Genomic DNA, 15,707 nt, shown 5'->3' with positions numbered 1-15,707 from the left:
GGATGTCATGGCCGTCATTGCCCTAATCCACGGATCCGCTGGCGTGACCGGATGTCCAGGTAACGGGCGAGTATTGCGGAAGTACTCGCCTTGTAACGCGGCTGGCGAGCGACGTCGCAAAGGGGTGAGAGGTCGTCCGATACGTCACGTTTCGTCCGATTTTCCGGGAGGGACTGTCGGATGCGGCCGGATGGCAACGTGACGTCTTCGTATCCGCAGATACGGCTATCTGTAGATGCTTGCTCCTTAGATGCGGAGATTCGCTAGGGTGCGGGAAGCAAGCACGGTATGGAGCCTCTTGCGCCTCGTCCCTTGCCTGACCCTGCTCGGGGCGGCGGGCGCTCTCGCACCGCCATCACCTCGAGCCCGCTCCGCTCGATTCACTTCCCCGGCACACACAGAGAGACGGTCAGATGTCGCCGCACCCCATCCGCAGGGTCCTGTTCCGGCGGTTCACCGCCATGCTCGCCGTTCCCGCCCTCCTGATCGCGGCCTTCGTCGCGTTCGTCCCGGGCGTGGCGGCCCAGGCCTCCGGCGGCTCCTCGTCGCACGGCAGTGCGCACGAGCACCCCTCGAAGCCGAAGCCGACGCCCAAGCCCGGCTCCTTCGTCGTGAAGGGCGAGGTCGAGAAGACCCTGCGCCTCACCGTCGCCGACCTGGCGAACTACCCGCAGTACACCCAGACGGTCTCGTTCGTCAGCGGCTCCGGCACGCAGACCCACACCTACACCGGTGCGAAGCTCGTCGACCTGATCACCGCGGCCGTGCCCAAGTTCCGCACCGAGGTCAAGAACGACCTGCTGCGCTACGCGGTGCTGGTCAAGGCCAGCGACGGCTACGAGTCGGTCCTGTCCTGGCCCGAGATCACCACCGGCTTCGGTGGCGTCCAGGCCCTCGTCGCCTCGACCGAGGACGGCGTCTCCCTCGCCGACGTCGGCCCGCGGCTGACCGTTCCGTCCGACACCAAGGGCGGCCGGTACGTCTCGTGGATCACCTCGATCACCCTGGTGCGCGTGGGTTCCTGACCCCCTCCCGCACGCCAGGTCCGCGCGCGGACCTGCGCCGGGCCCGGTGCCGGAACCGGGCCCGGTCCGGAGGCGAGCTGGGCGATTCCCGGGTCGGAACAGTGCGGAAATCCTCGGGGGATTCAGGGGAGCCTCGAGGATCCGCGAATTCCCGAACCCGACGACCACCACTTCCGGAATCGGCGATTCCGGTGCCCGGCCCATGGAAGCAGGAAACCGGGACCCGATTCGGGATGTGCGCGCGGCCACGCCGGTCGGGCCACCGGCCGGTCGTGCGGGTGGGGCGGACGATGACGTCCCCCACCCGCACGATGGTGTGGATCCAACCAGCTCAGGTGACATGGGCCACGGCACTTCCGCGCGGACGCAACCGGGCCGCAACAGGACCTCGTTACTGTCCCAGACATGACCTTGAGCATCCGTAACCGGCTGACCGGGACCGTGTCCGACATAACCAGCGGCGCGGTGATGGGTACCGTTCGCATTGAGCTCCCGAACGGTGAAATCGTCACCTCCGCGGTCACCATGGACGCCATCAAGGAGGTCGGCGTCGGAATCGGCTCCGCCGTCGAGGTGCTCGTGAAGGCGACCGACGTCTCCCTCGCCACCGGCGAGACGTCCGGGCTGACCATCCGCAACCAGCTCAGCGGCACCCTGGTCGGCCTCGACACCGGCGGCGCGATGGCCCTCGCCCGCATCGCCCTTTCGTCCGACGTCGAGCTGACCGCGGCCATCACCCGCGCCTCCGCCGACGACCTGGGCCTCGCCCCGGGCACGCCGGTGACCGCCCTGATCAAGTCGACGGAGGTCGCCTTCTCCGCGCTGTAGAGCCGAGGGGCACAACCGGCCGCGCTGTTGCGATGCTCGCGGCATTACATCTTGCGGAAGTCCCAGCTGGTGAGCTTCTCCGGGGTGACCCGCAGCCACGCGTGCCGGCCGTCGTAGTGCATCTTGTCGCCGCCGGTGTACTTGCGGGCGTACAGCAGCTCCGGGGTTTCCAGGTCGGGGTCGGGGGCACCGCTGCGCGGGACGTCCCCGACGCTCTCCACTCGTCCGCGGATCTCCACCCCGCGCAGCTCGGTGAAGGCGTCACCGGTGTCGACGACCACCGCCACCCGCGGATCCCGCTCAAGGTCCGTCCAGCGCTGGCTCTTGACGACCGAGTTCAGCCACAGCGACGTGCCGTCCCAGGCGAACCACAGCGGCGTCAGATGAGGGCCACTCGGGCTTGAGGTCGCCACCCGGCAGGTCCGCTGCTCGGCGAGGAAGACGTCGATCTCGGCCTGGCTCATGGCGATCTTGCGGCCTCGGCGCTGCTCTCTCATCGTTGTCCCTTCGTGGGCTGGGTGCCCGCCGTACACGACGGTGCCGAACGAACGTATGGCTGGCAGTACGCCCGGCGCATCGCCTTCGCCGGGGATTCACGCTCGGGATTCGCGCTGGGATTCGCGCGGTGAACCCGCATCGCCCGGCCGGAGGGTCCGCCACGGTTCCGCGGTGCCGCGGGTGGGGCGGTTCCGCGGTGCCGCGGCGGCCTGCGCGGTGCCGCGGGTGGGGCGGTTCCGCGGTGCCGCGGTGGCCAGCGCGGTTCCGCGGTGCCGCGGTGCCGCGGTGCCGTGGTGACCTACACGGTGCGGCGGTTCCGCGGAACCGCGCTGGCCTACGCGGTGGGCCCGCCGACCGCGTGGCCGAGTGCCACGCCGAGGAACGCGGCGCCGAGACCTGCACCGACGCTCAGCGCGACATTCAGGACGGCCTGGCGGCGGTCGCCGTCCCGCGCCAGCCGCACGGTCTCGTACCCGAACGTGGAGTACGTGGTCAGCGCGCCGCACAGCCCCGTGCCGGCAGCGGCCCGGACCGCGGCGGACGCCGGCAGCCCGACCAGGAACCCCAGCAGCAGCGACCCGACGACATTGACCGCCAAGGTGCCCCAGGGCATGACCGAACGGTGCCGGGACTGGACCGCCCGGTCGGTGAGATACCTCAGCGGCGCGCCGAGCGCCGCCCCCAGCGCGACCCACAGAACGGTCACCGCGCACCACCTCCGCTCCCGCACCCGTCTCCGTCTCGAGCGACGCCGCCCGCGTCGGCATGGGTGTCGGCGCTGAGAGCAGGGCTGAGGTCGGGGCCGACGTCGGCGACGAGGCCAGGATTCGCAACAACGCCGAGATCTGCGCCGAGGTCGGGGCCGGCGACGGGGTCGGGGTCGGGGTCGGTCGGAGCGTGCCGGCGCAGGGCACGCTCCGCCAGGGCGGAACCCGCTGCGACGGCGGCGAGTGCGGCGACGACGGACACGGCGAGGAACACCAGCGCCGTGTCGACCGCGCCCGCGTCGACCGACTGCTGCACGTCGACGACGTAGGTGGAGAACGTCGTGTAGCCGCCGAGCACACCGACGCCGAGAAATGGCCGGACCAGCCGCCGCCCCGCCCAGACGGTCGCGACCAGTTCCATCAGTACACCGATGAGAAAGCAGCCGGAGGTGTTGATCGCCAGGGTCGCGCCGTCGAAGTCGCCCGGCTCGTGCGGGAAGGCCACCGCCAGCCCATGGCGGGCGAGTGCCCCCAGCGCACCACCGACGGCGATGGCCCCGAGCACCGGCCAGGGGGCGGGCCGCAGTTCCGCCCGTTCGCCAGGATCGGACAGGTCGACATCGGGGTCGACCGGGCGAGGGTGCGACGGCGACGGCACTGACCACTCCGATCCCACTGATGACACAGCTCAGACGCAGTTTCGCACCGCTGGCCGCACATCGTCGCCCGGGACGCCCGACACAGGAAATCCGGTCACGGTCAGGCATCATCGATCAGTTCACGGTGAAATTCCCGATCCGCGTATGCGGTCAGAGCAGCCAGGGATTCTGAGCTCCCGGCTACCGCTGCTTCTGCTACCGAGCAAGACCTGAGGGTAATGGTTGTTGGGGGCCGGCCGCGGAATCCCGAGCCCCGAGCCCCGAGCTACCGTTGCCGCCGAGCAAGACCCGAGGATTTTGGTCGTTGGAACGACGAAAATGCGCAGATCTTCGAGTCGTGGCCCACGGCTGCCGATTCGGCTGCCGTTGCCGCGTGGCAAGAATTGGGAATTTTGGTCGCTGGAACGACGAAAACCCTCAATTCCTCGGGCTGTGGCTTGGGGTTGCCGCTGCTGCCGGGCGAGATCTGAGGATATGGTCTCCAGGGAGTGTGCACCGCCCGGTGCGGACGTCCATGGACGTCGTGCATGCCGACAGGAGGCGCGGTTGAGTCCTGCCTGGGTACCGGTCGACGGTTCGCGGGCGCGCTCGGCGCTGGCGAGCCTTGCCGCCATCAGCCCGTACTTCGAAGCCGACGTTCTGGACGCAAACGAACACCCCGCGCCCACGGCCTCCGCCAGCGACGTCGAACATGCTCGGTTCGAGCCCGTCGCGGTCGCTGAGCTCAACAGCGGGGGCGCCGCGCTCGCCGCGGCCGTCGACGGGGTCAACGAGCGGCTGGGCGGCGTCGAACGGCGGGTGGCCGCGTCGACGCTCGCGCTCGGTCATGCGGCCCGGTTGTGGTCGGTGGCGCTGGGCACGTGGGCGACCTCGGGCATCGTCCCCGACCTCGACCCGGCGGTGCTGCGGGTGCAGCCGCGGCTGACAGCCCCGCTCCGGCTGATCGTCGACCGCCCCGCCGGCTGGCGACCCGCACCGGCCGCATCGGCCGCACCACGGACACCGGCCGCATCGGCCGCGCCGGGGACACCGGCCGCATCGGCCGCGCCGGGGACACCGGCCGCATCGGCCGCGCCGGGGACACCGGCGACGCCGACCACGGCCGCACCGACGTTGGCCACACCGACCTGGCCGGCTGTGCAGGCCGATGGCCACCTGGAAGCGGCGGACCTGATCCGCGAAGTGATCGTCGAGCGGAACCTGCGGCCGTACTTCGCGGCCGTGCGGGCCGAGACCGGGCTCGCGCTCGGCCTGCTGTGGGGGAACGCGGCCTCCGCGCTGGTCGGCGCCACGGGGATGCTGATCCGGTTCCTCCGCACCCAGCCGAACAAGGCCAGCACGGCTCCGGCCACGGCCACGGCCGCGCGTCCGGCTCGGGCCTGCGCCGAGGCCACGGCCGCAGGCATTGGCCGGCTGACCGCGCGGCTGCTCGCGACCCCGCCGCTGGCCGGCACAACCGTCCACAGTCTGACCCCGGACGGTCAGCTGGTGGTCCCGTCCGTCGTGCGGCGCAGCTGTTGCCTGTTCTACCGGGTACCCGGTGGCGGCACCTGCGGAGACTGCCCGCTGGACCGGCCCTGAGAACCGCTGGACCGGCCCTGAGAAACGGGTGGCGTGACACGTCCTTCCTGCCCGACCTGCCCGACGGGGCGCGGGCGTGCGGGCATGCGGGCGCCCCGCGGTGAATCCTGCGCCACTATTCAGTACGCGGCAATAAAAGAGGAGACCGATTTGTCGCCGGTTCATCGCGGTGGTTGATTTTTGCTCGTCAAGTCGTGATCAGAATCGGCCTGGTCAATTCTTGCTCCTGATTCCCGTCCGGTTGTCGGGTTCGTGTTAGCGTTACCGACTCCCAGGGGGGTGTGATGCAGGTCTCCGACCATGACCCGGACTACGACGTCGGCCCCGGGCCGCTGGCGTCGCTCTGGCGTTACCGGCTCGCCTCATCCGTGGTCATTGTTCTGGCCGTACTCGCCGGCGTGATTCATGGTTTGCTCGCCGCGCCGCCCACGAAAGCCCTCGCCCGGATCGGCCTGGCGAATCCCCGCGGCCTCACGGTGATTCTGGGTGGCAGTGCGTCCGGTGCGGATCTCGGCCGGTACGCGAGTGCCCGGGCCCGGTTCGCCGAGAGCACCGACGTGCTGGCGACGGCGGCGCGGTCACTGAAGGACGGGACGTCGCTGGCGACACTGCAGACGGCGGTCGAGGTCACCGCCACCGCGGATGCGGACGTTCTGATCGTGACGGCCACCGGCTCGGGTGCCGAACAGGCGGAACGCCGGGCGGACGCCGTCGTCGCGGCGTTCCGCGAGCTGACCCTGCAGTCCACCAACGACACGGTGAACAGCCAGCTCGCGGCGGTGGCACGGGCGCAGACCCAGCTCGACCAGCTGTTCATGCCTGGCCCCGGCGACAGCGCGCGGGCCGCCGCGGCGGCCACCGCGCTCGGCGAGCTTCAGCAGACCGCCGCCCGGGCCCAGACGGAGGCGGCGCTGTTCGGCTCGGGAACGGTCTTCGTCGAGAACGCGACGGTGCCGCATCCGTCCAGTGACGCGGCGCGGGCCGAGCGGGGCGGCCTGCTCGGGCTGCTGCTGGGAGTGCTGCTCGCGGGCACGGTGGCCTGGCTCCGGGCCGGCCGGCGGCGCGAGGTCGGTGACGGCGAGGCGGCCGCCCGGTTGTTGGGCACCCGGCTGCTGGGCGAGGTCCCCACCACCGGGGAACGCGGCCGTTTCGGAGAACGCGGCCGTTCCACTGAGCGTGGCGATGCAAGGGAGCGTCGCGGTGTCAGGGAGCGCGGCGGTATCAGGGGACGCGGCCGTTCCGTTGAACGTGGCCGCGCCGACGAGGCTGACGGGCCACGGAGCTCTCCGCAGCCTGCCCACCACGCCGCCGCCGGCGTGCTCACCGCCGTCGGCGGGCGCGGGCTGTACGTCCTGGCCAGCCCCGGACGCCAGGACGGGCGGACGGCGACAGCCCTGGGTCTCGCGACGGCGCTGGCGGCCGGCGGCTGCCGGGTGGCGCTGGTGGACGGTGACCTGCGAACCGGCCGGCTCACCGCCCGGTTCGGGCTCCCCGCGGCCGCGGTGGGGCTCGCCCAGCTCGCGCGGGGAACCACCGACCTCGCCACCGCCATCCGGACGTATTCGACCGCGGAGGGCGGCGAGCTCGCCTTCGTTCCCCGCGGCCAGCTGGCCACCGACCCGGCCGGGCTGCTGGGCAGGGCGGAGCTCACCGAGACGATGAGCCGGCTCAAGAAGCTCTTCGACATCGTCCTCGTCGACACACCGGCTACCGGTCCGACCGCCGACGCGTTCCTGCTCGCCGCGACCGCGACCGGGATCATCGCGGTGGCTCGTTGGCGCACCCCGGGCGGTCCGCTGCGGCGGCTGCGCGCGCAGGCCGACGCCACAGCCGTTCCCCTGGTCGGAGTGGTGCTCACCCATGGCCCCCGGGTGCGTGGCGGCTACCAGGACGCCTACGGCGAGCAGATCGCCTTCGACGTCGAGCGCACCCAGACGCTGCGGCCGCGGACGTCCGGGGACCGGCCTGACCGAACCCCGCCGCACGAAGCCGCCGCCCCGCACAAGTCACCCGTGCACAAGCCGTCGGTGCACAAGCCGTCCGTCGCCGCCCGGCTCTGATGCCCCACAGCGACGGCCTGCCAGAGCCGCCAGAGCCGCCAGAGCCGGCAGAGCGGCCACAGCCGGCAGAGCGGCCACAGCCGGCAGAGCAGCCAGAGCCGGCAGGGCGGCCAGAGCCGCCAGCGCGGCGAGAGCGGTCGCGGCCGGTCGGCGGACGTCCCGGTGGACCGTCCGGTGGACCGCCCGGCCGATCCGTCGCCCGACGGATCGGTGGACGGGCCGGCGGTGCGGTCGCTGCGCAGGCCATCAACGCGGGCGGAAGCCTGGTGGTGCAGCTCGCCGCCGCCCGTGCCCTCGGAGCCGACCGGTTCGGCGCGCTGGTCCTGCTCGTCTCCTGCCTGGTCCTGTGCACGGCGCTCTACACCGCGTTCGTCGGTGACGCGCTGACCGTGCTCGGCCGGGACGATCCGGCGGTGCGCGGCGCCGTGCTGGTCGCGCACGGGGTCCTGGTGACGTCCGCCGCGGGGGTCGGTTTCGGGGTGGCGATCGGGCTCGCCGGCCTCGGGCCGGGTGTCGGGGCCGCCTACGCCGGGCTGATCGTGCTCTGGCTGCACGAGGAGCTCGGGCGCCGGGCGCTGATGGCCGGGCTGTCGTTCTGGAAGCTGGCGGCGAACGACGCCGGCTACGTCGCGGTCACGCTCCTGACTCTCACCGCGGCGGGCGCGGCCGGGATGACGGTCAGCCTGCTCATGGTGATCCTCGCGATGGGCGCGGGGGCCGCCGTCGCCATCGGGCTCGCGTTCGGGCAGCTCCCGCTCGCCCAGCTGCGTCCCGCCTGGCCCACGGCGGGCCTGGTGCGCGAGGTCGCCGGTTTCGCGGTGTGGCGTTCGCTGCAGGCCGGTCTCACCCCGGCGCTGCTGTTCACGGCGCGGGTGCTGATCAGCGCCGTCGCCGGGCGGGGCGTGCTCGGCCAGGTCGAGGCGGCCCGGCTGATGATCGCGCCGGCGCAGACGGTGGTCGCGGCGGCGGGGAACGTCCTGCTGCCGGCGTTCGCGGCGGATGGTGCGACGTCCGCCCGGCGGGCCCGTCGCGCGAGCGTGGCGCTGATCGGGGCGACGGTGCTGGTCGGCGCGGTCGCCCTGCTTGTCGTCGGCCCGTTCGCGGATCTGGTCGTCGGGCCGGGGGTCGAGGTGCCTCGCGGCGCCGTGCTCGCCTGGTCGGTGTACTGCTGCGCGCTCGCGGCCGGCCTGCCCGCCGCGACGGCGCTGGTCGCGCGCCGGCGCACCCGGACGGTGTTCCTGGCCTGGCTCGGCGACGCGCTGGTCGGGGTCACCCTGGTGGTCGTCATCCTGGCCGCCGGGCATCCGGTCGCGGTCCCGGTGGGCCTGGCGGTCGCCCGGCTGGGGAGCGCGCTGTGCCTGCACGTCCTCGCCAGCCGCACGGACGAGCAGGCCCGCTCCCGGCACCGGCACCGGTCCCAGCAACCGGGCTGGCAACCGGACCGGCGTCCAGGCCGGCAGCCAACGCTGCACCGAAGCCGAGGCTGGCCCCGCTCGCGGGCCCGGGCCTGGAACCGAGGCCTTCGGTCGCCGGGCGCGGTCGCGGGCGCGGTCGCGGTCGCGGGCGCGGGCGCGGCTGCGGGGGCGGGTGCGCGGCGGCTGCCCCGGCTCCTTCCCAGCCCGAACCGGTGGTCGCTGGCCACCGTCGTGCTCCCGCTCATGCTCGCCAGCGACTACAAGGTCCGGCTGCGCGGCAAGGAGGCGACGACGTCCGGGCAGGCTGACCTGTTCATCCTGGCGGAGATGGCCGTGTACGCGACGGTCGGCGTGGTGCTGCTGCTGACCGTGGCGCGGGCGCCCGCCCAGCGGCGCAACGCCACCGTCGTCGTCCTGGCCTGGGTCTTCGGGTCCTACTGTGCGCTTTCCGTGGTCTGGTCGCCGTACGGCAGCCTGGCGGTGGTGCGTGCGGCGCAGCTGCTGCTCACGGTGGCCGTGGCGCAGACCGCGGCGCGGTACGCCAGCCGCGCCCAGCTGCACGGCCTGGCCCACGCCTTCGCCGCGACCGTCGCCGGCTCGGTGCTGTTCGGCGCGCTGCACCGGTTCCCGCCGGTGAGCGGCGAAACTGCCGGACGCTTCACCTGGCTGTACGTCCACCCGGTCGTCGCCGGGATCTACCTGGGCGCCGCGACGGTGATCCTGACCGTCTACCTGACCCGGCCGGGCCGGGGGCACCGCATCTGGCCGACCTGGACGTACCAGGTGCTGCTGGTCGTCGTCGGGTCCGGGCTGCTCGCCTCGCGGACCAGGGGCGCCCTCGGCGGGGCGGTCATCGCCGCGCTGCTGGCGATGGTCTGCGGCGCCCGCGGTGCGCGCCGGCTCGACCTGCTGGCCACGATCGGCGTCTTCACCGCGATCGCGGCGGTCACCTCCTCGGACGTCGTGCTCTCCTACCTGAGCCGGGGCGAGTCCGCCGAGAAGCTGGCCACGCTCAACGAGCGCACCAACCTGTGGTCGCTCGCCCTCGACGCGTTCGAGCAGAAACCGATGACCGGCTGGGGGCTGACCGCCTCCCGTGGGATCTTCCTCGACGCGATCGGTCTCGGCGGTGGGCACAACGCGTTCGTCAACGTCCTGGTCGACGGAGGTGCGATCGGTGCGCTGCTCTGGCTGGCGCTGCTGGGTGGGATCGTGGTCACGCTGCGCGGGCTGTGGCGCCGGGTCCGGCCGGACGAGCGGGCGGACGAGCGGGCGGACCTGACGTTGCTGACCGCGCTGCTGCTGTTCCTCCTCTTCGACGGCCTGACCGCCGAGCACATGGCGGCACCCGCCAACGTCGCGAACATCCTGCTGGCGGTGATCGTCGGCTGGACCGGCGCGTTGACCCGCCGACGGGCCGGTTCCGCGGGGCCGGCACCCGAGCGAGGTCCGGTGACAGCGGGACGTCCGGGGCCCGAGCGAGGTCCGGTGACAGCGGGACGTCCGGGGCCCGTGCGAGATCCGGCGTCGGCGGGACGTCCCGGAGGTTCGGGCGGTTCGGGGCCGGCGCGCCCGACGGGCCGGCCGGCGCCGGAGCGGATCCCGGCCGGGGCCGGCTGATGGCCCGCCGGACGGTCCTGTTCGCGCACCCCTCCGCCGAGCTGTACGGCGCGGACCGGATGCTGCTCGACTCGGTGCGCGGGGTCGTCGCCGCCGGCGCACGTGCGATCGTGGTCCTGCCGGACCGGGGGCCGCTGTGGCCGCTGCTGGAACAGGCCGGGGCCGAGGTCCGGGCCGGCGACGTCCCCGTCCTGCGCAAGCGATACCTGCGCCCGCATCGGGCCTTCGGCCTCGCGGTGCGGATGGTGGCCGCGGTCGGGCGGCTGGTCCGGCTGATCCGGCTGGTCCGGCCGGACGTCCTCTACGTGAACACGATCACGATCCCGGTCTGGCTGGTGGCCGCGCGGCTGTGCCGGCTGCCGAGCCTGGTCCACGTGCACGAGGCGGAGCGCACCGGCCGGCTCGTCGGCGTCGCGCTCACCGCCCCGCTGCTGCTGGCCCGGACGATCGTGGTCAACAGCTCCGCCGCGGCGGCCACCCTCGCCGCGGCCATGCCGGCGCTGGCCGGACGGACCGAGCTCGTCTACAACGGGGTCGCCCGCGCCGGCGGCCCAGCGCCGCCGCCCCCGCTGTCACCGCCGGTGCGGCCGGGCACTCCGGCTCGGCTGGTTCTCGTCGGCCGGCTCTCCCCGCGCAAGGGCACCGACGTCGCCCTCGACGCGCTGCTCAGGCTCCGGGAAGCCGGCCGCGACGTAGAGCTCGACCTCGTCGGCAGCACGTTCGAGGGGTACGAATGGTACGAGCGCCAGCTGCGGGACGCCACCGCCGACCCACGGCTCGCCGGTCGGGTGCGTTTCCACGGCTTCCAGCCCGACATCGAGCCCTTCCTCCGCGCGGCGGACGTCGTTCTGGTCCCGTCCCGGGTCGAACCGTTCGGGAACGTCGCGGTCGAGGCCCTGCTCGCCGGACGTCCGCTGGTCGCGAGCGCCACCCAGGGGCTCGTGGAGATCGTCAGCACGGAACGCACTGGCCTGCTGGTCCCCCCGGACGACCCTGCGGCCCTGGCGGCGGCGGTCAGCGCCCTGCTCGACGACTGGCCGTACGCCGCCCGACTGGCGGAGGCGGGGCGCGCCGACGCCGCCGAACGGTTCGGCATGGAGCGCTACCACGCCCAGATCAACGCCCTGATCGGCGCACTGGCCGCGACCCGCCCCGAAGGGCCGGGGTGATCGGTGCGCCGGAACCGGCGGGGTTCCGGCGCCCTCGGAAGTCGCTGCCGCCAGAGTCGCTGCCGCCAGAGTCGTTGCTGCCAGGCAAGAGCTGAGGATTCTGGTCGTGAGGACGACGAAGATCCCATGATCTTCGAGTGGTGACCTTGGGGTGCACCTCGGGCCACCGTTGCGACCAGACAGGAGTTGAGGATCGTGGTCGTCACGACGACCAAAATTCCATGATCTTCGAGCGGTGGCGATCTCGGCCGCGCCCAGATTGTTGGGGCCACCGTGCTCAGGGAACATCCGTCGGACAAAATGCGATCATGAAGGTGCCTGCGGGAACGAGGCCACGGGTATTCCACGGGCCCATTGGAAATCCGCGGGAACGGTGGCACGGAAGTGCCGGTCCGCCCGGCCGCCCGAAAACAGGTGCACGGTAACCGGGGACTCGGTATCCATATCTCGTACGTGGCCTGAGGAAAAAGTTGTAGGAATCGATGGAATTCTCCGGAGCCGCGGGCGAGAACTGGCTGGTGAAGCGCGGTGGGTCGTAGGGTTCCCAGCGTGAGATCGTTATCCGTCCTTGGGTCCGGGGTGCTGGCCGGGGTTGTCGCGGCCGTGGTCGCGCTGGCCGGCTGTGGAGGTGGCGACGACGACGGGGCGGGGGACGACCCCTACCGAAAGCAGGGCCCCTTCCCGACCGCGCTCGCTGCCGTGCCGAGCGCGCCGGCACCGACCGTCGGCCCGGCACCGTTCACGGTGCCGGCGTCCGGGGCCGGCAAGGTCGTCGTCTCGGTGGCTGACATAAGCCCGGTGCGCTCGGCCGGCGAGGGTCCGGGGCAGTTCGTCGGCCGGCCCGCGGTCGCGTTCACGTTCGCCCTGCGCAATGACTCCGTTCAGGTCGTCGACCTGAACGGGGCCACCATCACCGTGTCCTACGGTGCGGACGACACACCGGCGCAGCCCGACGACGGCGGCACGGTGCGTCCCCTGGCCGGCCCGCTGCAGCCGGGGCGCACCGCCGACGGCGTCTACGTCTTCCTCATCCCCGAGGACCAGCGCGGCAGGGTCACAGCTGTCGTCAGCTACGACCCGACGAAACCCGCGGTCGTCTTCTCCGGTCCGGTCGGCTGACATCCCGGTCGGCTGACATCCCGGTTGGCTGGCGGGGCGGTCCGCTGGCGCGCGGGTTGGCGCGCATCCACCGCGGGCATCGGTCTCAATAAGCGGCCTGATCTGTTTATCGGGTCGACGAAATCCCGGTCGAGCTCGTTGATTCTCCGTTGACTTTCCTTGGTTTCCGTGGCGTGCCGCCATGCAAGGCTAATTCGTCGCAATGCTGAACGGTTGAGCTGCTGCGGGTCGCTGTGTAAGGTTCCCCGAAAACCGGCGCAGCTGTGAATTCATGCCGGGTAATGGTGGGCGTGCTTCCGGTCGCGCTCGGCGTAGGAAGAGCGTGATGCGGGTGACGCGGGTGACGCGGGTGACGCGGCGAAAGTCAGGGCGAGACGGAGATTTACCTGCCGGCGGCGCCGGCCAGCCTGCCGGGCGTGGCGGGTTCGCCGGGCGCGGCACGGTCGTCGGGCATCGGGGGTTCGCCGGGCGCGGCGGGTTCGCCGGGCGCCTGGTCGGTGTGGCCGCGGTCGCCGCGCTGGCCGTCGTCGGCACCGGCGCGTCGGTCCTGCTGACGGCACCGGGCGCCGCGGCGGACACCGCGCCACCCGACCCGTCGACACCGGCGACGGTCAGCGCGGACGCGCTGCCCACCGTCCAGGTGAACGGCGTCGTGTGGGCGCAGGCGACCGTCGGCAACACCGTCTTCGTGACGGGCAGCTTCACCGCGGCCCGGCCCGCCGGCGCCGCCGCCGGCGTGAACGAGACCCCGCGGGGCAACCTGCTCGCCTACGACATCACGACCGGCAACCTGATCGCGGGCTTCAACCACACGCTCAACGCCCAGGGCCGGGCGATCACCGCCTCACCCGACGGCCGCCGGATCTACGTCGGCGGCGACTTCACCGCCGTCGACGGGCAGACCCGCAACCGGATCGCCGCGTTCAACACCGTCGACGGCTCCCTCGTCAGCGGCTGGACGGGCGGCGCCGCCGCGTCGGTACGTGCCCTGACCGCCTCCGACTCGACCCTCTACGCCGGCGGGGTCTTCGCCTCGGCGATGGGGAACACCCGCTCCCGCCTGGCCGCCTACTCGACGTCCACCGGGGCTCTGCTGAACTGGGCGCCGGCGGCCGCGAACGGCCAGGTCAACGCGATGGTCCTGACCCCTGACCGGTCCCGGGTCATCGTCGGCGGCCAGTTCAACTCCCTCAACGGCGTGTCCGCGACCGGGCTCGGCGCCGTCGACGCCACCACCGGCGCGACCCTGCCATGGGCGGCGAACAAGATCGTGCGCAACTCGGGTGACAAGGCGAGCATCGACAGCCTGCGCACCGACGGCACGAACATCTACGGGTCGGGCTGGGTGTCCGGGGCGACGAGCGGCAACCTCGAGGGCAGCTTCGCCGCGAACCCCACCACCGGTGACCTGATCTGGATCGAGGACTGCCACGGTGACACCTACGACAACTTCGCCGTCGGCGGCGTCCTGTACAACGTGGGGCACGCGCACTTCTGCGGCAACATCGGAGCCTTCCCGCAGACCGATCCGATGTCCTACTACCGGGCGCTGGCCTTCACCACCAAGGCGACCGGCACCGTCGGGCGCAACACGCTGATCGGCTACGCCGACTTCGCCGGCAACCCGGCCCCGACGCAGCTCAACTGGTACCCGAAGCTCGCCGCCGGCACGTTCACCGGCCAGGGCCAGGCCGCCTGGTCGATCACCGGGAACAGCAGCTACCTGTCGCTGGGCGGTGAGTTCCCGTCCGTGAACGGGACGCCCCAGCAGGGCCTGGTCCGTTTCGCGATCCGCGCGGTGGCGCCGAACCGGGTCGGCCCGGTCTACTCCGCCGCGGCTCTCACCCCGACCGTCCAGGCGGTGGGCGCGGGCTCGGCGCGGGTCAGCTGGACGACGACCTACGACAACGACAACGAGGCCCTCACCTACCGGATCGTCCGGGACGGCAACACCGCGAGCCCCGTCCACACCACGACGATCAACGGGCGGTTCTGGAAACCGCAGCCGGCCACGTTCGTCGACACCGGCCTGAGCGCCGGCACCCACACCTACCGCGTCTACGTGTCCGACCCGCTCGGCAACGTCACGCCGGGCCCGACCAGCGCACCGGTGACGGTGACGGGCGCGGGCCCCGCGCCGACCAGCGCCTACGCCCGGACGGTCCTGGCCGACGGGCCGGCCAACTACTGGCGTCTCGGCGAGACGGCCGGCACCACGACCTCCCGTGACCTGGCCGGCGGCGCGGACCTGCGCCTGGGGAGCACCGTGACCCGTGGCACCCCGGGCGCGATCGCCGGTGACGCGGACACCGCCTCGACCTTCAGCGGCACCTCCACCGGTTTCGGCGCCACGCCGACGGCGGTGACCGCGCCGGCCACGTTCAGCGCCGAGGCCTGGTTCAACACCACCTCGACCCGTGGCGGGAAGCTCCTCGGCTTCGGCGGCAGCAACACCGGGACGTCCTTCAGCTACGACCGGCACGTCTACCTGACCAACGCGGGCCGGGTCACGTTCGGCGTGAACCCGGGCGGCTTCCGGACGATCACCAGCGCCGGTGCCTACAACGACGGGCGGTGGCATCACGTGGTGGCCACCCTGTCCAGTGCCGGGATGTCGCTCTATGTCGACGGTGCCCAGGTCGGCCAGGATCCGGCGACGACGTCCGCCCAGGCGTTCAGCGGCTACTGGCGGGTCGGCGGGGACGCCCTGGGTTTCTGGCCGGACCGGCCGACCAGCAACTTCCTCGCCGGTGCGATCGACGAGGTGGCGATCTACCCGACCGCTCTGACGCCGGCCCAGGTCCAACGGCACAACCAGGCCGGCAGAACAAATTAGGAGACCTTTCTCGGCCTTTCCTAGAATGCTGGCACCAGTTTTCCAGAAATTGAACAAGAGGTGCCGCTCCGTGTACCATTGATTTTCCAGAAAATGACGATCCCTGCCATCTGCGGATAAGGGTGACGGCTACGTTCGCGTTGCGGGGCATGCACGGAATCTGAACGTGGGGTGGGGCGCAATGCGAATA

Annotated in this window: 11 protein-coding genes; 8 read left to right on the top strand and 3 right to left on the bottom strand. The window is 72.2% G+C overall.

Features of this window, described 5'->3' with window-relative positions; all coding sequences use genetic code 11:
* The first annotated feature begins 413 nt into the window (after window positions 1–413).
* Window positions 414–1,025, top strand: a complete 612-nt coding sequence (locus ACG83_RS04235; protein WP_235497616.1) for a hypothetical protein — start codon at window positions 414–416, stop codon at window positions 1,023–1,025.
* A 405-nt stretch (window positions 1,026–1,430) separates the two neighbouring features.
* Window positions 1,431–1,853 carry a molybdopterin-binding protein gene (locus tag ACG83_RS04230; RefSeq protein ID WP_054564801.1) on the top strand — a complete coding sequence of 141 codons (423 nt, stop codon included), beginning with the start codon at window positions 1,431–1,433 and terminating at the stop codon, window positions 1,851–1,853.
* Window positions 1,854–1,897: 44 nt separating this feature from the next.
* Here the strand turns inward: ACG83_RS04230 and ACG83_RS04225 are convergent, their stop codons facing one another.
* The 3 genes from ACG83_RS04225 to ACG83_RS04215 form a co-directional block, all read right to left on the bottom strand.
* The gene (locus tag ACG83_RS04225) at window positions 1,898–2,350 is read right to left on the bottom strand and encodes a pyridoxamine 5'-phosphate oxidase family protein (RefSeq protein WP_054564800.1); all 453 of its coding nucleotides are present in this window, start codon (window positions 2,348–2,350) and stop codon (window positions 1,898–1,900) included.
* Between the two features lie 335 nt (window positions 2,351–2,685).
* Window positions 2,686–3,057 (bottom strand): fluoride efflux transporter CrcB, encoded by a 372-nt coding sequence (crcB, locus tag ACG83_RS04220; RefSeq protein WP_054564799.1) that lies wholly within the window; start codon window positions 3,055–3,057, stop codon window positions 2,686–2,688.
* A complete protein-coding gene (locus ACG83_RS04215; RefSeq protein WP_235497615.1) occupies window positions 3,054–3,716 on the bottom strand; it encodes a CrcB family protein in 663 nt (220 codons plus the stop codon). Before ACG83_RS04215 ends, crcB begins: the two co-directional genes overlap by 4 nt.
* A 547-nt stretch (window positions 3,717–4,263) precedes the next feature.
* Here ACG83_RS04215 and ACG83_RS04210 point away from each other — a divergent pair.
* From ACG83_RS04210 to ACG83_RS04185, 6 genes are all read left to right on the top strand, one after another.
* Window positions 4,264–5,298: a (2Fe-2S)-binding protein gene (locus ACG83_RS04210; protein ID WP_054564798.1), complete on the top strand. Its 1,035-nt coding sequence runs from the start codon at window positions 4,264–4,266 to the stop codon at window positions 5,296–5,298.
* A 284-nt stretch (window positions 5,299–5,582) separates the two neighbouring features.
* Window positions 5,583–7,358 carry a hypothetical protein gene (locus ACG83_RS04205; RefSeq protein ID WP_054564797.1) on the top strand — a complete coding sequence of 592 codons (1,776 nt, stop codon included), beginning with the start codon at window positions 5,583–5,585 and terminating at the stop codon, window positions 7,356–7,358.
* Window positions 7,359–7,624: 266 nt separating this feature from the next.
* Window positions 7,625–10,393 carry an O-antigen ligase family protein gene (locus ACG83_RS04200; protein WP_235497614.1) on the top strand — a complete coding sequence of 923 codons (2,769 nt, stop codon included), beginning with the start codon at window positions 7,625–7,627 and terminating at the stop codon, window positions 10,391–10,393.
* Window positions 10,393–11,562, top strand: coding sequence for a glycosyltransferase family 4 protein (locus ACG83_RS04195; RefSeq protein WP_054564795.1), 1,170 nt, complete (start codon window positions 10,393–10,395; stop codon window positions 11,560–11,562). The genes ACG83_RS04200 and ACG83_RS04195 overlap by 1 nt, the downstream gene beginning before the upstream one ends.
* 549 nt (window positions 11,563–12,111) lie before the next feature.
* Complete coding sequence (locus ACG83_RS04190) at window positions 12,112–12,681, top strand: hypothetical protein (protein ID WP_054564794.1); 570 nt, start codon at window positions 12,112–12,114, stop codon at window positions 12,679–12,681.
* 325 nt (window positions 12,682–13,006) lie between these two features.
* On the top strand, window positions 13,007–15,517 hold the full coding sequence (locus ACG83_RS04185; RefSeq protein ID WP_054564793.1) for a LamG-like jellyroll fold domain-containing protein: 2,511 nt from the start codon (window positions 13,007–13,009) through the stop codon (window positions 15,515–15,517).
* The last annotated feature ends 190 nt before the right edge of the window (window positions 15,518–15,707 follow it).

Origin of the sequence: Frankia sp. R43, from assembly GCF_001306465.1 — a bacterium.
In the GTDB taxonomy this organism is placed as follows: domain Bacteria; phylum Actinomycetota; class Actinomycetes; order Frankiales; family Frankiaceae; genus Parafrankia; species Parafrankia irregularis.
The sequence above is the reverse complement of the archived record's forward strand: the minus strand, read 5'-3'. Positions and strand labels throughout refer to the sequence as shown.

Excerpts from the sequence above, each read along its gene's own strand:
- ACG83_RS04185 (WP_054564793.1), top strand. The coding sequence starts at position 13,007 with ATGCGGGTGACGCGGGTGACGCGGGTGACGCGGCGAAAGTCAGGGCGA.
- ACG83_RS04195 (WP_054564795.1), top strand. The coding sequence starts at position 10,393 with ATGGCCCGCCGGACGGTCCTGTTCGCGCACCCCTCCGCCGAGCTGTAC.
- ACG83_RS04225 (WP_054564800.1), bottom strand. The coding sequence starts at position 2,350 with ATGAGAGAGCAGCGCCGAGGCCGCAAGATCGCCATGAGCCAGGCCGAG.
- ACG83_RS04230 (WP_054564801.1), top strand. The coding sequence starts at position 1,431 with ATGACCTTGAGCATCCGTAACCGGCTGACCGGGACCGTGTCCGACATA.
- ACG83_RS04235 (WP_235497616.1), top strand. The coding sequence starts at position 414 with ATGTCGCCGCACCCCATCCGCAGGGTCCTGTTCCGGCGGTTCACCGCC.
- ACG83_RS04205 (WP_054564797.1), top strand. The coding sequence starts at position 5,583 with ATGCAGGTCTCCGACCATGACCCGGACTACGACGTCGGCCCCGGGCCG.